Origin of the sequence: Bacillus cereus group sp. MS39 (assembly GCF_040448665.1) — a bacterium.
GTDB classification, from domain to species: domain Bacteria; phylum Bacillota; class Bacilli; order Bacillales; family Bacillaceae_G; genus Bacillus_A; species Bacillus_A wiedmannii.
The window spans coordinates 4,739,058-4,764,036 of sequence record NZ_CP123058.1 but is presented as its reverse complement, the minus strand read 5'-3'; the positions used below and the strand labels follow the sequence as shown (position 1 = coordinate 4,764,036).

The following is a 24,979-nucleotide window of genomic DNA, read 5'->3' as shown; positions in this document are numbered from 1 at the left end:
GAGGAAGTTAAACATGAAGGATTTGCATAAAAGTGTAGTTTATCAAATTTATCCGAAGAGCTTTAATAGCTATTACAATAAAGAAACTGGTGATATAAAAGGGGTTACAGAAAAACTAGATTATTTAAAAGAACTCGGAGTAGATTATATTTGGTTAACACCGATATACCAATCACCACAAAATGATAATGGATACGATGTAAGTGATTACTACAGTATTGATCCATCTTATGGAACGATGGAAGAGTTTGAAGAGCTTTTAGAAGAAGCAAGGGCACGTAATATTGAAATTATGCTGGATATCGTTGTAAATCATAGTTCGACGGAGCATAAGTGGTTTAAGGAAGCGAAGGAAGATAAAAATAGTCCATATCGTAATTACTATATTTGGCGTGATGAAAAAAATAATTGGCAATCTAAGTTTGGCGGGTCTGCTTGGAAATATGATGAGAAGACAGAGCAATATTTTTTACATTTATTTGATGAGACGCAAGCTGATTTAAATTGGGAAAATAAAAAACTTCGTGAAGAAGTATATGATATGATGCGTTTTTGGCTTGATAAAGGGGTAACGGGATTCCGATTAGATGTTATTAATTTAATTTCAAAAGATCAACAGTTCTTAAATGATGACGGAAGTACGGCGACAAGCGATGGGCGTAAATATTATACAGATGGCCCGCGCGTTCATGAATATTTACAAGAGATGAACCGAAATGTTTTTGAAGGGAAAGATGTAATTACAGTTGGAGAAATGTCATCTACGACAATTGATAATTGTATTAAATATTCAAACCCTGAGCGTAATGAATTAAGTATGACGTTTAGTTTCCATCATTTAAAAGTAGATTATCCGAATGGAGATAAGTGGACGCAAGCTGATTTTGATTTCATTAAATTAAAAGAGATTATGTCTAATTGGCAAATTGAAATGCAAAAGGGCGGAGGATGGAATGCGTTGTTCTGGTGTAATCATGACCAACCTCGCATAGTGTCACGCTTCGGTGATGATGGAAAGTACCGAAATGAATCTGCGAAAATGTTAGCGACAGCTATGCATATGTTGCAAGGCACACCTTACATTTATCAAGGCGAAGAAATCGGTATGACGAATCCTAAATTCGAGTCCATTGAGCAATATCGTGATGTGGAATCGTTAAATATATACGATATAAAGCTAGAAGAAGGATTATCAAAAGAAGAGATTATCGGGATTTTAAAACAAAAATCTCGTGACAATTCCCGTACTCCGATGCAGTGGAATGAAGAGATAAACAGCGGTTTTACAACAAGTACACCTTGGATTTCAGTGGCTGAAAACTTTACAGAAATAAACGTAGAGAAGGCATTAGAAGATAAAGAGTCTGTATTTTATCATTATAAAAAGTTAATAGAACTTAGAAAAACGTATGATGTAATTACAGAAGGAGAATATGCTATTTTAGATGAAAATCATCTTAAGGTTTGGGCATATACACGTACTATAAATGATGAGGTATTACTTGTTATCAATAACTTCTATGGAGAAGAAATAATGTACTTTGTACCAGCTCATGTTCAATTAGATGGAATGAAACAAGAAATACTACTGTCGAATTATAAAGATTCCAGCAAGGATATTACAAAACTTAACTTAAGACCATATGAATCAATTGTCTATCGATATACGAAATAAAAGGTTGTATGCCCGCGTGGCATACAACCTTTTATTTTAAGACACCACTATACAAAATGCTTACTTCTACCTCAGGTTTGAATTTTACTTTTGCATAATCTTTATTCCAATTTTTTTTCTTCCATAAGTCAGGATGATAAGCGATAAGATGTCTGCCAATCCCGAAAGCATCACAATTTGCTTTTTGTAACTTTTTCGTTATCTTTTTAGCCTCTTTCGTAAGCTGTTTAGACAATTCTTTGTTTAGTTTGGCTCTTTCATCCATTTTGTAAAGATTATCTCTCGGAGCTTCAAGCGCTATAACTTTTAATTGAAGCTTAATGTGAGCATAAACATTTCCTTTTTTATCCGTTGTTATTTTTAAATCTCGTTTTAATTTTCGATTGCTAATTTCCATTGTTAAATAATCAGATGTCTTCTCTGATTCATCGCTAGTAAGTTTTTGGGTTATACGGGCACTTGTTCCCATTTTTCCGGTTAATAACACGAATAAAACAGAGTGTTTCAAAGGTAAATGCCCAGTTAATTTATCATTATTAAATAAAGCTAACCCGTTTGTAATTACTTCTTTTCCTTTTATTTTTATAGAGGGGAGGGTAAAGTCTTTACCGGGATCTAGCATTTTTGTAGCAGCTGTTTCTAAAGTTTCTTTTGGAAATACACTCATATCTTCTAAGCTTTTCACTTTTTTCTTTAGAAAATCTCCAATTAGTAAATTTCCTACTTTCTTTTTTTCAAGTATCTCGGATGTTTCACCATCTACTGCAATAAGTTTTACTAAAGCAGTTGGGTTTGTTGGGTCACGAAAGCTGACATCTAAATAGGGTAGTATACCTTTTTTTAGAATTTTGGTTCCTAGTAATTGAACACCATATTTGAAATAGCGAATATTCCCAGTCACATTTTTTTTTAGGGCATCGCTTGTATCCCTTATGTTATGCCCGGTTGCTGAATGTATTTCATTTTCGAATGAAGATTGCTCTCCGCTTGAACTTTTTACGAGCTCGATAGTTTGCTGGAGTTTATTCTCTTCCGTAATATCAGATCCAATACTATAAGCTAACCTTGCCTCCCTTAATGGTTCTTGATCCCAACAGCCAGAAAGGAGGGAACTAGTACATAATATAAAAAGTAATTTAACTCTTTTTTTGAACATACTGTTCTCCTTTCTTCTTTCTTATTACTGAATAAAGTAGAAATAAAAGAGGGAGGACAACGATGAAAATATAGGTGAACTTATCAGTGAAAGTTGCAATTACTTTTAATTCTTCAGGTGTATCTATAAATAAGGCTATACTAAAAGCAATAATACCAACGATTGGAACAGCTTTTTTATGATTAGCAAGATTGAAGATATGTCCAATTCCGATTGAAGCAGCGCAATAATAACTCGCAATAGAAGCCACAACTGTTATCATCCATATTGGAATGAATAGTAAATCAGTCCGGTCTATAATCCCGATATGTAAGGAGCGTAATAAGTAAGCAACTGGCTCTGGAATAAGTTCAATTTGTTTTGGACTAAATACGATAAAGCAAATCCAAACAGTAAAAGTATAAAAAAGAGTTACAAGTCCATTAGCGATAGAAATGGCCTTTAGTTTTGCAACAGCAGTCCCATTTACTTTAGGAAATGCAATGAGAAAGATTTCAAACCCATACATGGCTGTAATTGTTTCTTTCGATGCTTGAATAATATTCCACCATCCAGCCTCTGTAATGGGGAAAATATAAGAAAAATCAGCCCGCGAGAGCCCAAGTGCAATTAAAAGTGCCATGGGGATAATAAGAATAGAAGCCATGACATAAAATCGTACAATCACTTTAAATGTATTATAGGCTACGTAGCAACAAGCTATTGTAAATAGTATGAGAATGGCATACCAAGGAGTTGCTTGTAATATCCAAACTTTAATGACATTACAAGCATTTAACATAACCGTCATACCGATAAGGGTAAAATAAAAAACATAAGCAAAACCTAATAGTTTTCCAAACTTATTCCCAAATAGCATACAAACACTTTCATACATATCTGCATCAGGAAATCGTTTTAAGAAAAGCCACATAAGTAAAATAATAAGTTGAATTGCAAGACCAGCGATGAGAGCAGAAATCCAACCACCGCCTTTGGCAATGGGGTGAAGACGGTTTGGTAAAGAAAGTATACCAACTCCAATTTGGCATTGAATAACGAAAAAGGTAAATTGAACTAGCGAGATTTTACTTTGCGTGTTTGTCACCGTCCTCATCCTCTCTCGTTACATGTTGTCGTTGCATTTTTTTCGGTTTTGGATCATGTGGTCGTTCCCAAAATGACCAAATTGGTAGTCTTACGAAAGAATCTTTCATGTCTTTTATCCGCATCGGGGCAACGGGAGAAAGATATGGTGTATGAAATGAATGTAACTGGCATAAATGAACGAAAGTTATAATGAGACCGAATGAGATGCCTACATATCCAAATATGGCAGCAAGGAGCATTAATGGAAAACGAAGAATTCGAACTGCTGAACTCATATCGTTTGATGGAACGAGAAAAGATGAGATTGCAGTTAAAGCTACAACGATGATCATTGTGTAAGAAACGAGTCCAGCTTTTACAATTGCATCACCAATTACTAAACCACCTACAATACCGATTGTTTGTCCAACGCGGCTTGGCAAGCGAATACCAGCTTCTCGTAACAATTCAAAGATTAATTCCATTAAGAGAGCTTCAAAAATAGGAGGAAGCGGTACTTTTTCTAATGAAGCTTTAATTGTATACACAAGTTCGAGCGGCAATACATCAGGATGAAAGGCTACTGTTGCGATATATATAGCTGGTAAGAGAAAGGCAATCAAGAAACTGACTAAGCGAATCATTCGGATGAAAGAACCGACAATCCAGCGGTTATTATAATCATCTGGTGATTGATAGAAAGCAAATAACGTAACTGGAACGATAAGTGCAGTTGGATCTCCATCAGATAAAATAGCAACTCGTCCTTCCATTAAATTTGCTGCGACTCTATCTGGACGCTCTGTATTTAATTGTTGCGGAAAGGGTGAGAAAGACGTATCCTCTATAAATTCTTGTATGTATCCTGGAGGCATAAGGGCATCTGTCTTGATCATTTCTAACCTTCTTTTTACTTCTGCAACTAAATCGTCATTAGCTATACTTTGCATATAAGTAATTGCCACTTTCGTGTGCATTTCTTCCCCGAGTGTGAAATATTTAACGACGACATTTGGACTTTTTATGAGTTTACGAATAGAAGCTAAATTGGTTGCTAAATCTTCTACAAAACCAGTATGCGGTCCACGTACAATGCCTTCATTATCAGGTTCTGTTATATCTCTCTTTAAAGATAGAGCTGTTTCGAAAATACAAAAGCTGTCGACGTGTTCATGAAAATATAAGGATTTACCTTGTAATAAAAGCTGCACACCATAATTTAAATTTGTTTCTTTTTTCATATTTAATGTGGAAAAAGCTTTATCTAAAGACAAATCCGACCTAGTTAATAAAGGCTCAAGAGCTAATTGGTGGATTAAATTTGGGTCGGCTAAAGATTCGATATATAAGATTGTTCCTTTTCCGTTTTGAAAAGGGAGATCTAATTTTTTTATATCATCAGAATGAGAAAGTTTATTTTCAATGTAATTAATGTTCTCCGGAAGTGATGGAAACATATGCTTTTGGTTCTTATTCTCTTGTTGTTCTTTGTGCTCTGTCATAATTTCCACCTCTTTTAGAATAAAATTACTTCTGTTAATTTTTGCTTTTTGTGAGAAAATTATGCTTGGATTATTTAGAAAAGTAGGGGAATGGAAAGAACGTATATATTTGCGATATTAATATATATCTTTTGTACTATAAGGGGGTAAACCTAGCGGTATGCATAATTACATCATTCGATGAATAGGAAATTTAAGAAAAGCGATTTATAATACTAGTATTGTGTCTTGCCTTTTTAGGTACAGTACACAGCCGGTGATTGGCTAGTGGAGGTTCTTCCATTTTGCCAGTGCCGGTTTTTTATTGGATAATAGAGAAAATGAAGTTTTATAAAGAAAGAAGGGGTTGTTTTGAAGGAGGTAAATTCTATCTTTATGAGAGAAAAGATTGCTAGTACTTATCTTTATTTTATTTCTTTTCTTGGTTTGGTTACTATAACTATATCTTTACTTGAAATTAAAATCCCTTCTCATCCAACAATACTAATATTGTTGTTACTATTTATGGGGATTGCAGAGTATTTTCCTGTACGATTTTGGAGAGGAACTAGCTCGCTTACCTTTCCGATCATTTACGCTATGAGTTGGCAGTTTGGAATTCATATAACTATTATTGCTATTGTACTCGTAACGCTAATTATTCACCTGCATCGTCGTTCACCGATACAAAGGATGTTATTTAATAGTACTCAGCATGCACTTAGTTTAATCTTGGCCGAATGGTTTTCAAACAAATGTATGTCCATATTAATTAATAAGATAGTTATGTCAGCTCTGTATGAAAATTTAATATCTTTGTTATTATTTTGCGTGTTTTTTTGTTTTTTAAACAACCGCTTTTACGATTTATTAATGATACTCCTTCCGCAGCCATACTCAATCTATCAGTGGTATAAAAAAACTGTAACGGTATTTCTTTGCGAAACTTTTGGTTTCTCTTATGCGGCACTGATGCACGTATTAATTAGTACATATAGTGTGGAAGTAAACGAGATTACAGTACTGTTTTTCTTTTTTCCACTTGTAGCAACTTCCGTTATTAGTTCTTTTTCGGTACGGATAAGGATGGAGAAGGAACGATTATATGAGTTATTTCTTATTACGACCGAAATTAGTCGAGGATTAACCGGAGGAAACTTGAAACATATTAAACAAGCACTGAAAGGGTTTTTTGGCATACAAGCATATGTAATATGGACAAAAGATGATGGGAACTGGAATATTCTATTAAAAGATGGGAAAGTGCGCTCAGATATATCTGATGATTCAGAAAAGTTTAGGGCATTTGAGGAACTTTCTAAAAATCTTGTATTTAATGATTGGAAAATTGGTACGGCTCCTGGAGATGAAATATTTGATAGTGTTATACGCTCACTTGTATATTTTCCTCTTATAGTAAATGGTGAATTAGTCGGAATGTTTGTTGCAGGGAAAAGTAGAAATGCGGGTTTCTTTCCGGAAGATGTACAGTCGTTAGCTACATTTTCTAACCAATTAGCTAACGTTGTTAAAACAAGGATATTGATTTCTGAACAGAAAAAAAGAATGATCTTAGAAGAAAGAAATAGAATCGCACGAGAAATTCACGATGGTATTGCACAAACATTAGCTGGGGTGATATTCCAGCTAGAATCTGCGCAGAAAAAATACCGTGATAAACCAATAGATATGCAGCAAGTAGTAGAGAAAAGTATAAAAGATTTAAGAGGGAGCCTAGGAGAAGTTCGCTATTCTATTTATGCTTTAAAACCATATCCGACACAACAATTAGGGCTTAAGCAGGCGATAGCAAGTAAAATAAAATCTTTAAAACAAGAATATGAACTAGATATTACATATCATGAAAGAGGTCATGCACGTGCGCTTAGTTTTTCAAAAGAAAGAGTTATTTTTGATACATTACAAGAGAGTTTGCAAAACATCGTAAAACATGCACAAGCAGAAAAGACTGATGTTTTACTCAGCTATCAAAGTGAGCACGTACTTTTAAGGGTCAAGGATAATGGTGTTGGTTTTTCACTATTTGAGTCTATGGTTAAAACGAAGAATGAGCCACATTATGGTATATTACATATGAATGAACAAGCTGAACAATTAGGGGCTACTTTACAGATTGATAGTTCTGTAGGGCAAGGGACAGAAATTACACTGTTAATTCCAGATTCACAAACAAGGGGTGCGTAAAATGATTAAAATATTAGTAGTAGATGATCATGCTTTTTTACGGGACGCAATTCGGAGCATACTAGAGGATGAATCTGATATGAAAGTGGTTGGAGAAGCTAGCTCTGGGGATGGAGTATTGGGAAAAGTAGAAGAATGCCGACCAGATTGTATTTTGATGGATATTAATCTTCCAGGGAAAAATGGGATTGAAGCTACAGAGTTAGTGAAAAAAAAATATCCAAGTTGCAGAGTACTTGTGTTTACAATGTATGAACATGATGAGTATTTAATGGATGCACTCCAGGCCGGTGCTGATGGTTATTTATTGAAGGATTCCTCATCAGAGCAGGTAGTAGCAGCAATTCGAATGTTATATCGAGGCGATTCAGTTATTCATCCGCGTATGACTAAAAAATTAATTACATACCATCAGCAAAAGATGAAAGTAGAATCAAATGAAAATGAACTGACGGAACGGGAAAAGGAAATTCTATTTGAACTAGTAAAAGGACTTAGTAATAAAGAAATTGCTGAAGTTCTATATATTAGTGATAAAACAGTTAAAATTCACATCAATAAAATTTTTAAAAAACTAAATGTGAAAAGTCGATCGCAAGCAGTGATTTATGCAGTTCGAAATCAATTGGTTCCGTTGGATTAAATAAGAAATCTATCAAAGAACTATCGTGTTGCTTTATTCTGTATTACAAAGAATAAATGACAAGATAGTTCTTTTGTACTATGTAGGCATAGAATCCTTAGAGAAAAGATACTCCTTTTGATTAATTTTCGGAATAATCAAAATGTGAAATAATAAAAATAGAATTATATTTTAATCCTATTAATAATTCATTGTGTGAAAATCTTTTGTTGGAAATAAATGATGGGGGGCTCCTATAGAAAGAGTAAAGTGAGTGATTAGCTATATAAGGTATGGGGATGGTAGTAGTGTTGGAAATCTTTCATGATACAAAAGATTAAGATTGATAGATTTTCCAACGCTAAGTAGGAATGTAAGAATCAATTTGTTTCAAAAAATAATATGAATAATGGGGAGATGCAATATGAAACGAGGGAAATTTGGAAAGATTCTTATTGGAACGTTAACAGTTGGAATGTTATTGTCTCAAGGAATTCCATATAACGTATTAGCGGAAGAGGTAAATACGTCTACTTTAACTGGAATTGATGATGCAAATGCTATCTTAAAAGGTCTTACCAAGGAACAACGTAATGCCTTAAAAACGTTAGATACTAAACCAGGTTTTGTTATTTCGCCAGGTATCAATACAGCAAGTCCTAATAATGTGAATGTCATTATAGAATTTAAGCAAGCACCTAGCAAAATTGAGGTATTAAAACAAGCGGCTAAAGGGAAAAAAGTAGCTCTTTCAAATGCGGAACAAAAGGTAGAGGCATCACATAAAGGATTTAAAGCAGAGCTTGAACAGCTTCAAAAGAATAAAGAGAAAGGGACAAATGTAAAATCTGCAAAAATAACAAGAGAATATAAGAATGCTTTTAATGGTGTAGCGATTTCTTTACCAGCGAATATGATTGAGGACTTAGTTCGTACCGGTATCGTTAAGCGCGTATGGGAAGATCATGAGGTTAAAATTGATTTGCCGAAAGAAACAGCTAAGACTGCTGTTGAACCGAAAATGGCAGATAGTGTACCGCAAATTGGTGTGGACAAGCTGCATGATGAAAAAATAACAGGTAAAGGAATTAAGGTAGGTGTACTGGACACTGGTATTGATTACAACCACCCGGATTTGAAAGATGCATATAAAGGATATCGTGCAAAACAAGGTGAGGATCCAAGCAAAATAGATCCGAACTCAATAAAAGGATGGGACTTTGTTAATAATGATGCTGATCCAATGGAGACAACGTATAAGGATTGGCAAAATTCTGGGGGATATCCTGAGATTTATGAGGGAAGTGCATATTATACATCCCATGGTACGCATGTAGCTGGGACAATTGCTGCAGACAAACAGAATAGTGTGGATTATGCAGTGAAGGGTGTTGCTCCAGATGTAGACTTATATTCATATCGCGTATTAGGTCCATATGGAAGTGGACAAACAAGCGGTATTCTTGCTGCGATTGATAAAGCAGTGAAAGACGATATGGATGTTATCAATTTATCACTAGGAGCGTCTATTAATGATCCTTTATATCCTACTTCTGTCGCAGTGAATAATGCGATGTTAGCAGGTGTTGTTACAGTAGTAGCAGCTGGTAATAGTGGTCCGGAAGAAGGTACCATTGGATCACCTAGTGCAGCAGCACTTCCCATTACAGTTGGAGCCAGTGATGCTGCAATGACTATTCCAACGTTTTCCGCCGATGCAGGTGATGTACATGTAGATAAGATGATGCTACTTGGAAAAAGCTTTACTGATAAGATTGAAGATTTGAAAGGACAATCCTTATCGGTTGTATATGCGGGGCCTGGGAAATTAGGTGATTTTACAGGGAAAGATGTAAAAGGGAAGTTAGTTCTTATCCAACGAGGTGAGATTACATTTGATGAAAAAATTAAAAATGCTAAGGATGCAGGCGCAAAGGCAGTAATTGTATATAACAATGTAGATGGGGAAATTACAAGTTATCTTGGGGAAAGTACTTCATCTATTCCATCGTTCCGCTTAACAAAAGTAGATGGTGAGAAATTACAAGCAAAAGCTGTACAAGGAGATGTGTCGTTAGCGTTTGGAGAACTTAGTAATATAAAAACAGAGGGAGATCACTTAGCTGATTTCAGCTCCCGTGGTCCTGCAACTAAAACAGATGATATTAAGCCAGATATTATAGCACCAGGTGTGTCTATCTTCTCAACTGTTCCTGAATATATTAATGATCCAAAGGATGGAGAAAATTATCCGTTAGCGTATGGACGTATGTCAGGTACATCTATGGCAACTCCTCATACTGCAGGGGTTGCGGCACTGATTTTACAAGAACATCCAAATTATAGTCCATTTGAAGTAAAAGAGGCACTTATGAATACCGCAGTTGATTTAAAAGAAGAGCGTTCTGTATTTGAGGTGGGATCAGGAAGAATTGATGCATATCGTGCAGTTCATGCAGATACATCTATTGAGGTTATCGATAAAACATCAAACGTTGTAGATGATGAAGAAGTAGAAATTGAAGAAAAAACAGGTTCTATTGCATTTGGGTATAAAAATCAACTTGAAAGTGGGCCTATTAAAGATAGTCGAAAAGTCTTAATTAAGAACAGCAGTAAAACAGATGGGAAAGAGTTTAAATTAGAAGTAGAATTTTCACCTACAAGTGTAGGTGTGCAAGATGCAGCGAAGAATGGTGTGAAGCTAAACGTATCAGATTCTATTAAAGTAGCTCCTGGTACATTAGAGGAAATTAGCCCTGAAATTATCATTCCAGAAAACGCTGAATTTGGTAGATATGAAGGCTATATTCATATTACAAATAAAAACAATGAAAAAGAAGTATATCAAGTACCATTTGCAGTTAAATTCACAGAAAAAGGGATTGCGTCTGTAGATTTATTGAGAGATGCAATGGCAACAGATACATCTAAATTCCATCCATTTATGGAAAGACCAAGTTCGCCGTTGGCATTTAAATTAAATAGTCCTCTTGAAACTATTGATGCAGTTGTGAAGGACCGAAAGACAGGGAAGGCATTAGGAGTCGTTGGTACACTTAATGCAAGTAGTCTAACACCGAATGTTGAATATATGATGTTTTCTGGTATGGGAGGGTATGTATTTCCATTCACAGGAGATCCAGCTCACCCAATTGGGGATAAGCCTGTTATGTTGCCTGATGGAGATTACGAATTGGACTTCGTTGGATATGATAAAGAAGGAAAATCGTATACAAAAGGCGATAGCATTATCATTGATAATGTAATACCTGAAATGAAATTTAAGGATGTACAACCTGGTATACACGAAGTCAATGATTCCATGTTTAAAGAAGAAGACGGCCAACGTGCATTATGGGTGCATGGTAATATTTATGATTCTACAGTAGATGCATTAAAGGCAAAAGGCTTGCAGTATGATCAAAAAGCGAATCAAATTGTATATTATCAAAACTCAGCCTTTCCATCAGGTTGGTTGAATACAATTCAAGCAAATGGTGATTTTAAATTTGGAGTACTTCCAGAGGAAATAAATGAGCCACTTAATTTAAGGTTATTTGGATATGATCTTGCCACTGCAGGGAATATGGCAAATGGATTTAAAGATTATGTCTTTGTTAAAGAGGGAACGGAATACGCTGTCCCAAGCTATGACAAGGATAAAATTAAACTAGGAGAAAAAATTACGTTAACTTTAAATCTTAATAATGTGAAAAAACTTATGTCAGGTACATTTGAGATTCCTTATAGTAAACAGTTGTTTAAATTTACAGATGTGAAACCAAATCCAGCACTTGCAGAATATGTAAAACAACATGGACTGGACCTTAAATTAGAAGATCCGAAGGTAAGTGAAGAAGGAGCTTGGGAAAACAAAGTGAAAGTTGGCGCGTCATTGGAAGGAAAAGAATTTAAAGGATTAGATGGTGATACACCATTTTTAGATGTTACATTCGAGATGACGAGTGATGAATATTTTAATGATTTAACTGCATTTGCAGCAGATAAGTTCACTTATACAAAAGCTGGTGCATCAGAAGGCACTGAGATTCCTGTGTTTAAAGATAAATCTTTTGCTATTGTCTCGAAACATTCAACGGTTACAGGATATATTGGTCCGGAAGCTTTCTTAAATGAAGAGGGGTATTTAGGTAAGAAAGACTATACAAAGCTAGGAGCAAAAGTGTATGCAGTTGGTAAGGAGGGAAAGAAATATACAGGAACGATTGATGATAACGGACAATTTGAAATTCGTAGTGTCCCTGTAAGCGATAAAGAATATGATATTTTCGTAGAAATGCCAGGTCATTTAAATAGTAAATTAACAACAAAAATAGGGAAAATGCAGGATGGAGAATTAGTGGGACAAAACTTTAGAGCTGACATGGATGATAACCTTGCAGGTGATGTAAACGGCGATAAAATGGTGGATATTCAAGATGCTAGAATAGCAGCTCTGTCATATGGAAAAGGAAAAGTATCTGTAAAAGATGGAGATATAAATCAAGATGGTGTTGTAGATGAAACGGATATTCGTTTTATTGAGAAAAACTTCTTGAAAAAGGGTCCAGATGCTAAAGAAAATCAAAAACCGAAAGAAAATGTAGGGCCAGTGACGTTAGATAAAATCTTACGCTCTATTGGTTTAGAACCTAAAAAATAAGTGGGCAAACTTCTAGGGTAAATAAAGCAATCAGACAATGAATAGTAAATGAAATGAGATTGGCTAAAAAATAACCGGTAATGATTTACAGGAACATTACCGGTTATTTTAAAAGTAATAGTTGTTTGGGTACATGAAGCAACTAGTTTAAAGTTAGTTCGCTTTTGATATGGGACAAGGTAGTTGGTTAATTAGTATTGTTTGTGGGATGGAAATAAGGTTTGGAGTTTGAACTTTAAAAATAGGGGGACTTGTGAAATGGGTATTAAGAAAAAACTTGGTATGGGTGTTGTAACTGCAGGGCTTGGTTTATCTTTAATTGGCGGGGGGACATATGCGTATTTTAGTGATAAGGAAGTATCACAAAACACGTTTGCAGCGGGTACTTTAGATTTGAGTGTTAATCCTGAAGTTGTTATTAATGTCGACAATATTAAACCAGGTGATGAAATGGAACGCGGTTTTCAATTAGTTAACAAAGGAACTTTAGCGATAGGAGACGTGAAACTTTTTACAGATTATAGTGTAATCGATGCTAAAGGAGATAATGGAAGTGCTGATTTTGGTGATCATATCCGTGTCGATTTCTTATGGAATTTGGATAAAAATGAGGTTCCAATTTGGTCTACTACATTATCTGAATTAAAGGTAGCTACGCAAAACGGAAGTATTCCTGATCTTGTACAAAAAGGTGTTGTAGACCGAGAAGGAAATGGACTTGCTCCTGGTGATGATGATACTTTCTATGTAATGTTCACATTTGTAGATAGCAATGAAGAGCAAAATGTATTTCAAGGAGATTCATTAAAATTAAATTGGACTTTCAATTCAATGCAGACAAAAGGTGAAGAGAGATAAAGATAAATGTTATATATAAGAATAAATTGATGAAGAATTGAGAAATAAAATTTTTAATAGTGTAAGGGTTGATTTAGTGAATCAACCTTTTTTGTGTTTTGAGAGAAAATTATGCTTGGATTATTTGAAAAAAATAAGCTTGAAAGTTACGTTACGTCATCTTTTATACTTAAGGAAACACGGAGTAGAGGGATGGTGTATATAATTTTGAAAAGTATGTGGGGATGGAAAGAAATTTTATATTTATTTGTGTTTGTATTTATTATTGTTCCAGTAACGGTTGAATCTCTTTTTTATGACTATGCTTTAAAAGTAATAGGGAACGCATTATATGCTGGAGTATTAATGGGATTTATAATGGCAGTGATATTTACTACTGTAGTTTATCTTTTTTGTATAAAAAGATATAAATTGTCGTGGAAAGACATTGGAATTCGGAAGCTTTCATGGAAAAATCTTTTATGGACAGTTGGAGCGGTTATTTTCTTACTTGTAGCTAGTGTTGCTGTATTAGTGATAATGGAGAAAATGGGTATTTCTTTTGAAAATAGTAAGACGGAGGCGGTCCAAAATGATAAATCAATATATTCATTCTGTATCGCGGTAATTGGAGCGGCCATTATATCACCGATCTATGAAGAGATTTTATATCGAGGTGTTTTTTATACATTTTTTCGTGATAGGTATGGCATGTGGGGCGGTATGTTTATAAGTTCTATCATATTTACCGTTGTCCATATTCCCACATATAACACATTACCGGTGAACTTTTTGAGTGGGGTAGTATTTGCATGGTTATATGAGAAAACAAATTCTATTTTATCAGCTATGATTGCCCACGCACTATTCAATTTCATAGCAGTACTTTTAACATTTATGTCGAATTAAGAAGATATATAGGAGGGATATATATGGAAATAGCTGTAGAACGAGTTTTTACAAAAGAGATTTTAGCAAGAGCAGCAAAGGCATTTTATGTAACAGTGGAAGAGAAGCCGCTTGGAGATTTTGAAAATTATATTTTTAAGGCGAAGGGTGATCGTGGTGAAGATTACGTATTACGTTTAACTCACTCTTCTCATCGTTCTAAAAAGGGAGTCGAAGCTGAACTAGATTTTTTACGATATGTTGCGGAGAATGGGGCAAAGGTAGCAGGACCTCTTTATTCAACGTCTCAAAATCTTGTAGAAGAAATTAGAGCAGAGGATGAAACTTTCTTTTTCGCTTCCTTATTTAGATATGCAAAAGGTGAGCAAGTAAAAGGAGAAGAATCTCCTTATTGGGGAGAGACTTACTTTGAAGCATGGGGAAAAGCGATTGGCCAACTGCATCGCCTAACAATGAACTATCCTAAAACAGACTATCGTGATACGTGGGAAGAAGACGAAAGTGGGATTGTTAATGAATTAGAAGATGATCAAGTGAAAAAGATTGCAGCGGTATTAATGGATGAAATAAAGGCTCTTCCAATTGAAAGAGAAACGTTCGGCCTTATGCACGGTGATATCCATCCCGGTAATTTTCATTATGATGGTAAAGAGCTAACAATCTTTGATTTTGATGATGCGGCTTATAATTACTTTATACATGATTTAGCGATGGTTCTTTATTACTCTGTTCTTTTTACACCTTGGACAGTGGAGGAGAAGACGACATTCGCTCGTAAACAGTTACAAGTGTTAAGAAAAGGGTACGAATATGAACATAAGCTTGCGGATAGTTGGTATGAATCATTACCATTATTTTTACGTTTACGCGATATAGGTTTGTACGGGACGCTCCAGAAGAAGTTTAAAGGGAAAGATATGCCAGATCATTTCAGAGAATTAGCTGAACAACTTCATGAAAGAATTATAAAAAAAGAAGCGATTGTGAATATATAATACATTCAGTTCAAAACAAAGTATATAAAACAATATATACTTTGTTTTTTTATACAAAAATATGTTTGTTTTATTAAAATAATATTGTTATAGATTCGGTATACACTTATAATTTTATATATATTCAGAATATTCTTTATAAAGAAGGAGGGGGAATATTGGAAGCTATCGTAAATTGGATAAATAATATTGTTTGGAGTCCAGCACTTGTTTATTTATGTTTAGGAGTAGGGTTATATTTTTCCATTCGAACGAGGTTTTTACAAGTAAGGCATGTAGGAGAAATGGTGAAGCTGACATTTCAAGGAGAAAAATCAGAGGCTGGTGTTTCTTCATTCCAAGCGTTAGCACTTTCGTTATCAGGGCGCGTTGGGACAGGGAATATAGCTGGGGTAGCAACAGCGGTTGCATTCGGTGGACCAGGAGCTGTATTTTGGATGTGGGCAGTGGCCTTTTTAGGAGCAGGATCAGCTTATGTAGAATCTACATTAGCACAAATATATAAGACGAAACATCAAGGGCAGTTTCGTGGTGGACCTGCTTATTACATTGAAAAAGGTTTAGGTGTGAAATGGTATGCATTAGTATTCGTTGCAGCGACAATTCTTGCAACGGGGCTTTTACTGCCAGGTGTGCAAGCAAATAGTATTGCTGTAAGTTTAGAAACAGCTTTTGGAATTAACACTACCGTATCAGGGGCTTTATTAGTTGTTGTATTAGCTATTATCATCTTCGGTGGGGTAAAGCGAATCGTTAACGTTGCACAAGTTGTCGTACCGTTTATGGCAGTTGGTTATATTTTAGTAGCTTGCGTTATTGTTGCTATGAATATTGAAAAGTTGCCAGAAGCATTTATGCTAATTATAAGGAGTGCTTTTGCATTAGAAGCGGCTTTCGGTGGTATTATCGGTTTAGCAATTTCTTGGGGAGTAAAACGTGGTATTTATTCCAATGAAGCAGGGCAAGGAACTGGACCACATGCAGCAGCTGCTGCGGAAGTATCACATCCAGCTAAACAAGGTTTAGTGCAAGCATTTTCCGTTTACATTGATACATTATTTGTTTGTTCAGCAACAGCATTTATGATGATTATTACAGGCATGTATAACGTATTTGATGCAAGCGGAAAAAGCTTTATCGTAAATAAATTAAATGGTGCTCAGCCAGGACCGGGATATACACAGGCAGCGGTAGAATCTGTTTTCCCTGGATTTGGAAACGGTTTCGTTGCAATCTCGTTACTATTCTTTGCATTTACAACAATTATGGCGTATTACTACATTGCAGAAACGAATATCGCGTACTTAAATCGTGATAAAGACCGTCCTTGGCTGTCTATGATACTAAAGTTTGTATTTTTAGGAGCTGTATTCTACGGCTGTATAAAAACAGCAGCAACGGCGTGGGCTTTAGGTGACATCGGTGTAGGAATTATGGCATGGGTAAATATCATTGCGATTTTATTATTACAAAAACCTGCATTAGTCGCATTAAAGGATTATGAAAAGCAGAAAAAAGAAGGAAAAGATCCAGTATTCGATCCAGGGCCATTAGGAATTAAAAATGCTGATTTCTGGGAGCATGAATACGGAAAAGATAAGAAAGAAGAAGTATCTTAATAGAATAGAAATGAAGAAGCAAAGGGAAATCCCTTTGCTTTTTTTATGGATAAAATGAGGCTGGAAGTTATTTTTTTGCCTATTTTTGAATATAAAAAGAATGTACATGCTTTGTTAAGGGAAGGGGGGAGTATGTTGATAGAGTTTCGTAATGTAAATAAATATTATGGTACCTTTCAAGTTTTAAAAGATATTAATGTACAAGTGAAAAAAGGTGAAGTGGTAGTAGTTGTTGGGCCGTCCGGATCAGGAAAAAGTACGTTGCTACGGTGTATAAATCAGTTAGAGACAATTACAGATGGAGCGTTAATTGTACAAGATACGGAAGTACACAATGCAAAAACAGATATGAATGAATTACGCCGAAATATTGGAATGGTCTTTCAACATTTTTATTTATATCCACATAAAACGGTTCTTCAAAATATTACACTAGCACCGATTAAAGTAAATAAAGTTTCAAAAGAGGAAGCTGAGAAAACAGCGATGTTTTATTTAGAGAAAGTAGGAATTCCGGAGAAGGCTAGTGTATACCCCCATCAATTATCCGGAGGACAACAGCAAAGGGTAGCAATTGCTAGGGGGCTCGCAATGCAGCCGGAAATTATGCTATTTGATGAGCCTACGTCTGCTCTTGATCCGGAGATGATTGGGGAAGTACTTGATGTTATGAAAACACTAGCTAAAGAAGGAATGACAATGGTCGTTGTCACGCATGAAATGGGATTTGCGCGAGAAGTGGCAGATCGGATTTTGTTTATGGATGATGGTCAAATTATTGAAGATACAACACCGACGCAATTTTTTGCAAGTCCTGAACAAGAAAGAGCTCGTCTATTTTTAAGAAGAGTGTTAAATCATTAAAGGGGGAGTTTTATGCTTAAAATGAAAAAGTTGTTTACGTTAATCGTATTTTCATGTTTATTCATACTTGTTGTTGCTGGATGCGGAAGTAAAAAAGATGAGACGAAAGAAACGAATACGAAACAAGGCGGGGCTGTTGAGCAAATTAAAAAGCGCGGGAAACTAGTAGTTGGGGTGAAGAATGATACGAACTTATTTGGCTTGAAAAATCCTTCGACAGGACAGGTAGAAGGGTTTGATGTTGATATCGCAAAGGCGCTTGCGAAAAAAATCCTTGGAGATGAAAAGAAATTAGAATTAAAAGAAGTAACGTCTAAAACGCGTATTCCACTACTGAAAAATGGTGATATTGATGCAATTATCGCGACGATGACAATTACGGAAGAACGTAAAAAAGAGGTTGATTTCTCAGATGTATATTTTAAAGCAGGGCAATCGTTACTTGTGAAAAAAGGAAGCGATATTAAAAGTATTGATGATGTGAAAAAGGGTGTGAAAGTGTTAGCGGTAAAAGGTTCAACGTCTACAAATAATATTCGTCAAAAATCACCAGAATCGACTGTATTAGAATTTGAAAATTACAGTGAGGCATTTACAGCGTTAAAAGCAGGGAAAGGCGATGTATTAACGACAGATAATGCAATTCTTTACGGCATGGCAAAACAAGATTCGAATTATGAAGTTGTAGGGAAAATTTTCACGGATGAGCCGTACGGAATTGCGGTGCAAAAAGGTGCGGATGATTTAACGAAAGAGATTAATAGCTTGCTAAAAGATATGAAGGCTAGTGGGGAGTACGACAAACTGTATGAAAAATGGATTGGCCAAAAACAAGAGAAGTAAAGTGATATTTTAATTAATGGAGCCTTATTCCCATTGATAAATAGTAAGAGGATGAGGGATGCTCATCCTCTTCTTGTAAAGAAAGAGGGGAGAATATGTGCCTGATTTTTCTATATTGACGAATAACATTGATATGTATTTAGAGGGCTTTAAGTATACAGTTATGTCTAGTGTAATTGCGTTAATAGGCAGCTTTATTTTGGGAGTAATTTTGGCTGTAATGCGCATTGCGCCTATTCGTATTTTAAATTGGTTGGGAACGGCTTTTGTAGAGTTTGTAAGAAATATTCCACTCGTATTAATTGCATTTATATTTTATTTCGCTTTACCTGTAATAGGAATTACTTTAAATGGTTTTGTAGCAGGAACAGTTACGCTTACTGTGTATACTGCAGCTTTTATTGCGGAAGTCATTCGGGCAGGCATTTTATCAGTCGCGAAAGGACAAATGGAAGCAGCACGGTCTTCAGGGTTAACGTATGTACAGGCGATGTATTATGTTGTTTTACCCCAGGCGATGAAAATCGTAATCCCTCCTCTAGGAAATCAATTTCTCAATTTAGTAAAAAACTCTTCCATACTCGGAATTATCGCTGGTACCGATTTGATGTATCAAGGAGATTTAATTTCAACGAAGACATTTGTTACGTTCGACGTTTATATATTTGTCGGGATGTTTTATTTAATATTAACAATTCCGCTCAGTATGCTAGTGCGTTATTTAGAAAAACGCTTAGCAAAGGAGGCGGTGTAAATGGATTTTAAGGGAGCCATAACAGGTGATCATATTCTATTTTTATTAAAAGGATTGCTTATAACGTTAGAGGTAGCGCTCGTTGCGATTGTACTTAGTTTTATTATTGGTAGTGTAATAGGGATATTGCGCTACATGAAAATACCTGTCGTCTCACAAATATTAGGGATTATCGTTGAAGTGATTCGAAACTTACCACTACTTTTAATTATATTTTTCACGTATTTTGCACTTCCAGAAGCAGGCTTGAAATTAGAAATTATAACGGCCGTAATTGTTGCTTTAACAATATTTGAAGCAGCGATGATATCTGAAATTGTTCGAAGTGGTTTATTATCTATTGAAAAAGGACAGATTGAGGCCGCAAGATCTTCAGGATTAACGTATGTTCAAGCGCTGTGGCATATTATTTTACCACAAGCATTAAGAAGAATGGTCCCGCCACTTGTCAGTCAGTTTATTTCATTGCTGAAAGATACATCATTAGCAGTTGTTATATCACTGCCAGAGCTTATGCATAATGCCCAAATTATTAGCGGACAGAATGTAAATTATACGATTCCAACGTTTATAGTAGTAGCTTGTATGTACTTTATCGTAAATTATAGTTTATCAATTTTATCGCGAAGATTAGAACTTCGTTGACTCTTACAATATATGTAAGGGTTTTTCCTTGTTTCTCCTTATTTTCCTCTAAATAGAATCTAAATCTTGCAATAATTAGATTTTTTATATTATTTTATCAGAAAAGTTTTAATTTTATATAGAAATTGTAACCGCTTTCGTGTATATTTTTATTATCAGAAAATTTTAACAAGATATAGGGGTATCGGTAGGGGGAGGATTTAGATGCAGCAACCAACGAATGAGAAATTACATCGTACGATGAAGAGTAGACATTTATTTATGATCGCACTAGGTGGTGTAATCGGGACTGGTTTTTTCTTAGGTTCAGGTTACACCATTAATCAGGCTGGACCAGGGGGAGCCATCCTTTCATATTTAGTGGGCGGATTTATTATGTATTTAACAATGCTTTGTCTTGGAGAGTTAACGGTAGCAATGCCAGTTTCAGGATCTTTCCAAAAGTATGCGACGAAGTTTATTGGACCAGGAACGGGCTTTATGATCGGCTGGCTATATTGGCTTGGCTGGGCAGTGACAGTAGGTTTAGAGTTAACGTCAATCGGTTTAATGATGAAAAGATGGTTTCCAAATGTTGATGTTTGGGTATGGTGTCTCGTATTCGGCGTTATTTTATATGCTTCAAACGCTATCTCAGCGAAGAGTTATGCTGAATTAGAGTTTTGGTTCTCTAGTATTAAAGTAGTTACAATTCTTGCGTTTGTTGTTCTTGGTGGTAGTGCATTATTAGGGTTTTTACCATACGATGGAAAAGAAGCGGCACCTCTTTTCTCTAACTTTGTAAGCGATGGCGGGTTATTCCCGAATGGACTAGCTGCCGTATTACTTACAATGATTACAGTTAACTTCTCGTTCCAAGGAACAGAGTTAATCGGGATTGCAGCGGGAGAAAGTGAAAATCCAGAAAAAACAATTCCACGTGCGATCCGTAATACAGTATGGCGCATTATGTTATTCTTCATTTTAACAATGACGATTTTAGTAGGATTAATTTCTTGGAAAGAAGCAGGGGTAATTGAAAGTCCATTTGTAGTTGTATTTGATAAAATCGGTATTCCATACGCAGCTGATATTATGAACTTCGTTATTATTACAGCGTTACTATCTGTAGCGAATTCAGGCTTATATGCGGCAACTCGTATATTATGGTCACTTGCAAATGAAGGAATGGCACCAACATCTTTCCAGAAAGTAAATAAGCGTGGTATTCCAATTACAGCGTTAGTCGTAACGATTGCGGTAGCTGGATTATCTCTATTCACAAGTTTCCTTGCAGAAGATACAGTATACATGTACTTATTATCGATAGCTGGTTTATCGGCTGTTTCAAGTTGGATCATTATTGCTTTATCGCAACTTCGCTTTAGAAGTCAGTATATAAAAGGCGGAGGAAAGTTAGAGGACTTAAAGTATAGAACACCACTATACCCGATTGTTCCAATTTTGGCTTTAATTACAAATAGCATCGTTGTTATTAGTTTAGCGTTTATTCCTGAACAAAGAATGGCGTTATACTGTGGTATTCCATTTATCATTTTCTGCTATATATATTATTATATGAGTAAGAAACGGAAGAAACCGATGAAAGTGGAGATGGAAAAAACAAATGAAACTAACAATCAAACACGATGATATAGAAGCAGATTTATCGTATGGTCAATTAGCGATTGGAAAAGAAAACGGGTATTCACCGTTACAATTACTCATTTCTTCTATCGCAGGATGTAGTGCAATTGTCTTCCGAACAATTTTAGAAAAGAAACGTATTACATACGATACGTTTACAATTGAGACTGAAATTGGTAGAAGTGAAGCTGTATCAAAACCAGTTGAAAGTGTTCATTTGCACTATAAAATCAAAGCACAAAACATTACAGAAGAGCAGTTGGACAAGGCGCTGCAACTTGCAGTGAAAAATTGTACGATTGTTCAATCTGTAAAAGATAGTATAAAGGTTACGGAAACAATTGAACTAATAAAATGAAACATAAAAACGTGAGAATACGGCTCTCACGTTTTTATGTTTTTAATAAAGGGGGAAATATGATGGAATGTTTAGGGTGTAAATTAGCCAACGAAGAAGAAATTATATATAAAATATATGAAGATGACTATGTAACATGTTTTTTAGATCATGAACCTTTCTATCCAGGACATACTTTAATTGTGCCAAAGCAACATGTTGTAGAAGTAGACGAATTAGATGATGTTGTAGCAAAATCCATTATGGATGCTTCTAAGCTGATTACAAAATCGATTAAGGCATTATATAAACCTGACGGAATTACAATTTGCCAAAATGGTGGAATCTTTAACGAGTTAACACATTACCATATGCATGTCATACCAAGATATAAAGAGCGCTCGTTTGCCGAGTTTTATACGGTACAGCTAGGAGAAAAGAAGAATTATAACTTGGAAGAGACAAAGAATTTGTTAAAAGAAGCGATAGAGCAAATGCTGCTTACTGAAAAGGCGTAAGAGAGTTGTTTTTAACGGGGCAGTCAGGAAAATTACAATAAACAAAAAGCTCAATTTCTCAGTTACAATAGAGAAATTGGGCTTTTATTTATTCTATTATTAAATTTTATCTATAAAAAGATTTTGCAGTGTCACAAAGTATAGCGCTCATTCGTTATATAGAGTGAGAGGAGGAATTATATGAAAGTTACAAACAACGATTATGAAAAGATGGAAGAGCTATATGAGTTGTACGAACAAAAAATTTATTATGTGGCTTATTCTATTTTAAATAATATTCAGCAGGCTGAAGATGCGGTTCAAGAGACGTTTATTACTCTTTATAAGAACTTGGAAAAGCTCCATAGCTTGAGCACTGAAGAGCTTAAACGCTACATTTTGAGGGTCGCGAAAAACAAGGCGATTGATAGTTATCGGAAAAATAAACGACATGAAACATTCTTAGAAGAATATGAAAGAGAATCAACAGAAGCAGTAGATGAAAATATTGAAGATTGGGAAAAACGTAAAATGTCTGAGGTTCAAATTGATACATTGCTAAAAGAGTTAAATGAATCGAACAGACAGGTGTTTAAGTACAAAGTCTTCTATAACTTAACGTATCAAGAAATTTCAAGTGTCATGGGGATAACGGAGGCCAATGTCCGTAAGCAGTTTGAACGCGCTCGAAAACGAGTTCAAAATATGATAGGAGGTATACAACATGACGAATTCAAAGAACTCCAAAGAAATATATGAACTTGCAGAAAAAATTGCTTTAGATGATTTTGATAAACTCGAAGAACAGCATGAATTTTCACATACATATATGCACAAAAAGAAATTGTTGATGGAGGAAATGAAGCTGAAAGATGGACAACCGCAGAAAAAGCGTAAAAAACATCGTATGTTAATCGCTGCTGCTTGCTTATTGATCGGCATGCCGACAACCGTTTTTGGGGCAGTGAAAGTCTATAATATGATTGTCCAAAAACAAAATTACGAAGTAAATGTTTCAGTAACAAACAATGACTCGAAAAAGAGTGACAAGTGGTATAAGTTGAAGATTGGTAAATTGCCAGAAAATATGGAAGCAATTGATGACAGTGCTATGAAATATTCCTTTAAAGATAACTATGCAATGGGGGGATTTTCATTTGCTCTTTGGAGAGTAGGAGGGAATTCAGATTTTCCAACTCTGTACTCGAAAAGTTATGAAGAAAAAGAGATAAATGGTAAGAAGGCAGTAATTGTCCATAGAGAAACTGGTAATAAAGATTTAATGTTTAATAGAGTGATTTTTCTCTATTTTGAGGAAGAGGGAATTATGTTACAAAGTTATATTGGAAACGATATAAACGAAGAACAAATGATAGATGTGCTAGGGAGCATTTCACTTGAGCCCACGTCAAAAGAAAAGTCATCATATATAAGCGATTATGATAAAAAGTATTTTAGCCAAGAAGGTAAAACAACTAAGGTAATTCCTTTGAAAAAAGATAGCAAACGACTATTTCATATAGGGCAAAAGGTTTCAGTAACGATATCTATGGATAACAGCCAAATTGAATATGTGATAGAAAAAGTTGAAGTTTTTGATTCAATTAAAGATTTTAAACAAGAGAACTTTAATGAAATGGGCTTAGGAATACTAAGCAGGAATCAGGCTTTGGATCAAGCTGGTCAATTGATACCATATAGAAGGGATAAATATAAAATTGGAAATGGTAAAGATTCAATTGATCAATTAGTAGAGTCAAAATTAGTTCATCCTAAATTTGTTTATCTAACAACAACAGTGAAAAATATAGATAAGCAGGCGACAGAAGAAATTTATATGCATCCATCTATAAAACTGCTTAAATCTGAAGGTAATGCATGGAACTACGCTAAAGAAGATGGAATTGCTGAGAAAAATATTATGACGGGCGAAGTTGATTATTTAGAACCTCACGGAGACGGGAAAAGCTTTTACAATATTGGCAGTATCCGACCAGGACAAACGGTGAAGGTTAATTTAGGTTATTTTGTAGATGAGGATAAACTAGATTCAATCTTTTTGGATGCTTTCAAATACAGAGGGACTGGTGACACTGAAAATATGAATGCGAAACATCGTTGGTGGTTTGATATTCGTCAATAGTAAAAACAATAGGAAAAACTGAACCAAAAAGCTGCTT

At 35.1% G+C, this 24,979-nt stretch carries 20 protein-coding genes; 17 read left to right on the top strand and 3 right to left on the bottom strand.

Annotation, left to right across the window (positions count from 1 at the left end):
• The first annotated feature begins 13 nt into the window (after window positions 1-13).
• Entirely contained in the window at window positions 14-1,675 is a 1,662-nt protein-coding gene (gene treC, locus QEP67_RS24765; RefSeq protein WP_353706458.1) for an alpha,alpha-phosphotrehalase, read from the top strand.
• A gap of 31 nt (window positions 1,676-1,706) precedes the next feature.
• On the opposite strand, the gene gerKC is transcribed toward treC, so the two are convergent.
• From gerKC to gerKA, 3 genes are read right to left on the bottom strand one after another with little or no spacing between them, the layout of a single operon-like run.
• A complete protein-coding gene (gene gerKC, locus QEP67_RS24760; protein WP_000474032.1) occupies window positions 1,707-2,831 on the bottom strand; it encodes a spore germination protein GerKC in 1,125 nt (374 codons plus the stop codon).
• Window positions 2,812-3,918 (bottom strand): GerAB/ArcD/ProY family transporter, encoded by a 1,107-nt coding sequence (locus tag QEP67_RS24755; RefSeq protein WP_000185778.1) that lies wholly within the window; start codon window positions 3,916-3,918, stop codon window positions 2,812-2,814. Before QEP67_RS24755 ends, gerKC begins: the two co-directional genes overlap by 20 nt.
• Complete coding sequence (gene gerKA / locus QEP67_RS24750) at window positions 3,899-5,401, bottom strand: spore germination protein GerKA (protein ID WP_000134755.1); 1,503 nt, start codon at window positions 5,399-5,401, stop codon at window positions 3,899-3,901. The genes QEP67_RS24755 and gerKA overlap by 20 nt, the downstream gene beginning before the upstream one ends.
• A gap of 351 nt (window positions 5,402-5,752) precedes the next feature.
• Here gerKA and QEP67_RS24745 point away from each other — a divergent pair, with 351 nt between their 5' ends.
• The 16 genes from QEP67_RS24745 (at window position 5,753) to QEP67_RS24670 (ending at window position 24,942) form a co-directional block, all read left to right on the top strand.
• Window positions 5,753-7,585 (top strand): GAF domain-containing sensor histidine kinase, encoded by a 1,833-nt coding sequence (locus QEP67_RS24745; RefSeq protein WP_002108805.1) that lies wholly within the window; start codon window positions 5,753-5,755, stop codon window positions 7,583-7,585.
• A 1-nt stretch (window position 7,586) separates the two neighbouring features.
• On the top strand, window positions 7,587-8,228 hold the full coding sequence (locus QEP67_RS24740; RefSeq protein WP_000590676.1) for a response regulator transcription factor: 642 nt from the start codon (window positions 7,587-7,589) through the stop codon (window positions 8,226-8,228).
• 403 nt (window positions 8,229-8,631) lie between these two features.
• Complete coding sequence (locus QEP67_RS24735; RefSeq protein WP_353706457.1) at window positions 8,632-12,873, top strand: S8 family serine peptidase; 4,242 nt, start codon at window positions 8,632-8,634, stop codon at window positions 12,871-12,873.
• A gap of 258 nt (window positions 12,874-13,131) precedes the next feature.
• Window positions 13,132-13,731, top strand: coding sequence for a TasA family protein (locus QEP67_RS24730; RefSeq protein ID WP_000511544.1), 600 nt, complete (start codon window positions 13,132-13,134; stop codon window positions 13,729-13,731).
• Window positions 13,732-13,932: 201 nt separating this feature from the next.
• Complete coding sequence (locus tag QEP67_RS24725) at window positions 13,933-14,619, top strand: type II CAAX endopeptidase family protein (protein ID WP_033658909.1); 687 nt, start codon at window positions 13,933-13,935, stop codon at window positions 14,617-14,619.
• A gap of 23 nt (window positions 14,620-14,642) precedes the next feature.
• Window positions 14,643-15,614 (top strand): phosphotransferase, encoded by a 972-nt coding sequence (locus QEP67_RS24720; RefSeq protein WP_000401625.1) that lies wholly within the window; start codon window positions 14,643-14,645, stop codon window positions 15,612-15,614.
• Window positions 15,615-15,772: 158 nt separating this feature from the next.
• Window positions 15,773-17,233 (top strand): alanine/glycine:cation symporter family protein, encoded by a 1,461-nt coding sequence (locus QEP67_RS24715; protein ID WP_000387483.1) that lies wholly within the window; start codon window positions 15,773-15,775, stop codon window positions 17,231-17,233.
• Between the two features lie 45 nt (window positions 17,234-17,278).
• On the top strand, window positions 17,279-18,097 hold the full coding sequence (locus tag QEP67_RS24710) for an amino acid ABC transporter ATP-binding protein (protein ID WP_074651408.1): 819 nt from the start codon (window positions 17,279-17,281) through the stop codon (window positions 18,095-18,097).
• Between the two features lie 12 nt (window positions 18,098-18,109).
• A complete protein-coding gene (gene glnH, locus QEP67_RS24705; RefSeq protein ID WP_341057445.1) occupies window positions 18,110-18,940 on the top strand; it encodes a glutamine ABC transporter substrate-binding protein GlnH in 831 nt (276 codons plus the stop codon).
• 97 nt (window positions 18,941-19,037) lie between these two features.
• On the top strand, window positions 19,038-19,694 hold the full coding sequence (locus tag QEP67_RS24700) for an amino acid ABC transporter permease (RefSeq protein WP_001112679.1): 657 nt from the start codon (window positions 19,038-19,040) through the stop codon (window positions 19,692-19,694).
• Entirely contained in the window at window positions 19,695-20,339 is a 645-nt protein-coding gene (locus QEP67_RS24695) for an amino acid ABC transporter permease (protein WP_000345969.1), read from the top strand.
• A 204-nt stretch (window positions 20,340-20,543) separates the two neighbouring features.
• A complete protein-coding gene (locus QEP67_RS24690) occupies window positions 20,544-21,971 on the top strand; it encodes an amino acid permease (protein ID WP_001187117.1) in 1,428 nt (475 codons plus the stop codon).
• Window positions 21,946-22,323, top strand: coding sequence for an OsmC family protein (locus QEP67_RS24685; RefSeq protein ID WP_000778833.1), 378 nt, complete (start codon window positions 21,946-21,948; stop codon window positions 22,321-22,323). The genes QEP67_RS24690 and QEP67_RS24685 overlap by 26 nt, the downstream gene beginning before the upstream one ends.
• 62 nt (window positions 22,324-22,385) lie before the next feature.
• Window positions 22,386-22,820, top strand: coding sequence for an HIT family protein (locus QEP67_RS24680; RefSeq protein ID WP_000388966.1), 435 nt, complete (start codon window positions 22,386-22,388; stop codon window positions 22,818-22,820).
• 180 nt (window positions 22,821-23,000) lie between these two features.
• The gene (locus QEP67_RS24675; RefSeq protein ID WP_000869278.1) at window positions 23,001-23,558 is read left to right on the top strand and encodes an RNA polymerase sigma factor; all 558 of its coding nucleotides are present in this window, start codon (window positions 23,001-23,003) and stop codon (window positions 23,556-23,558) included.
• Entirely contained in the window at window positions 23,524-24,942 is a 1,419-nt protein-coding gene (locus tag QEP67_RS24670) for a hypothetical protein (protein ID WP_064472326.1), read from the top strand. Before QEP67_RS24675 ends, QEP67_RS24670 begins: the two co-directional genes overlap by 35 nt.
• Window positions 24,943-24,979 lie beyond the last annotated feature (37 nt).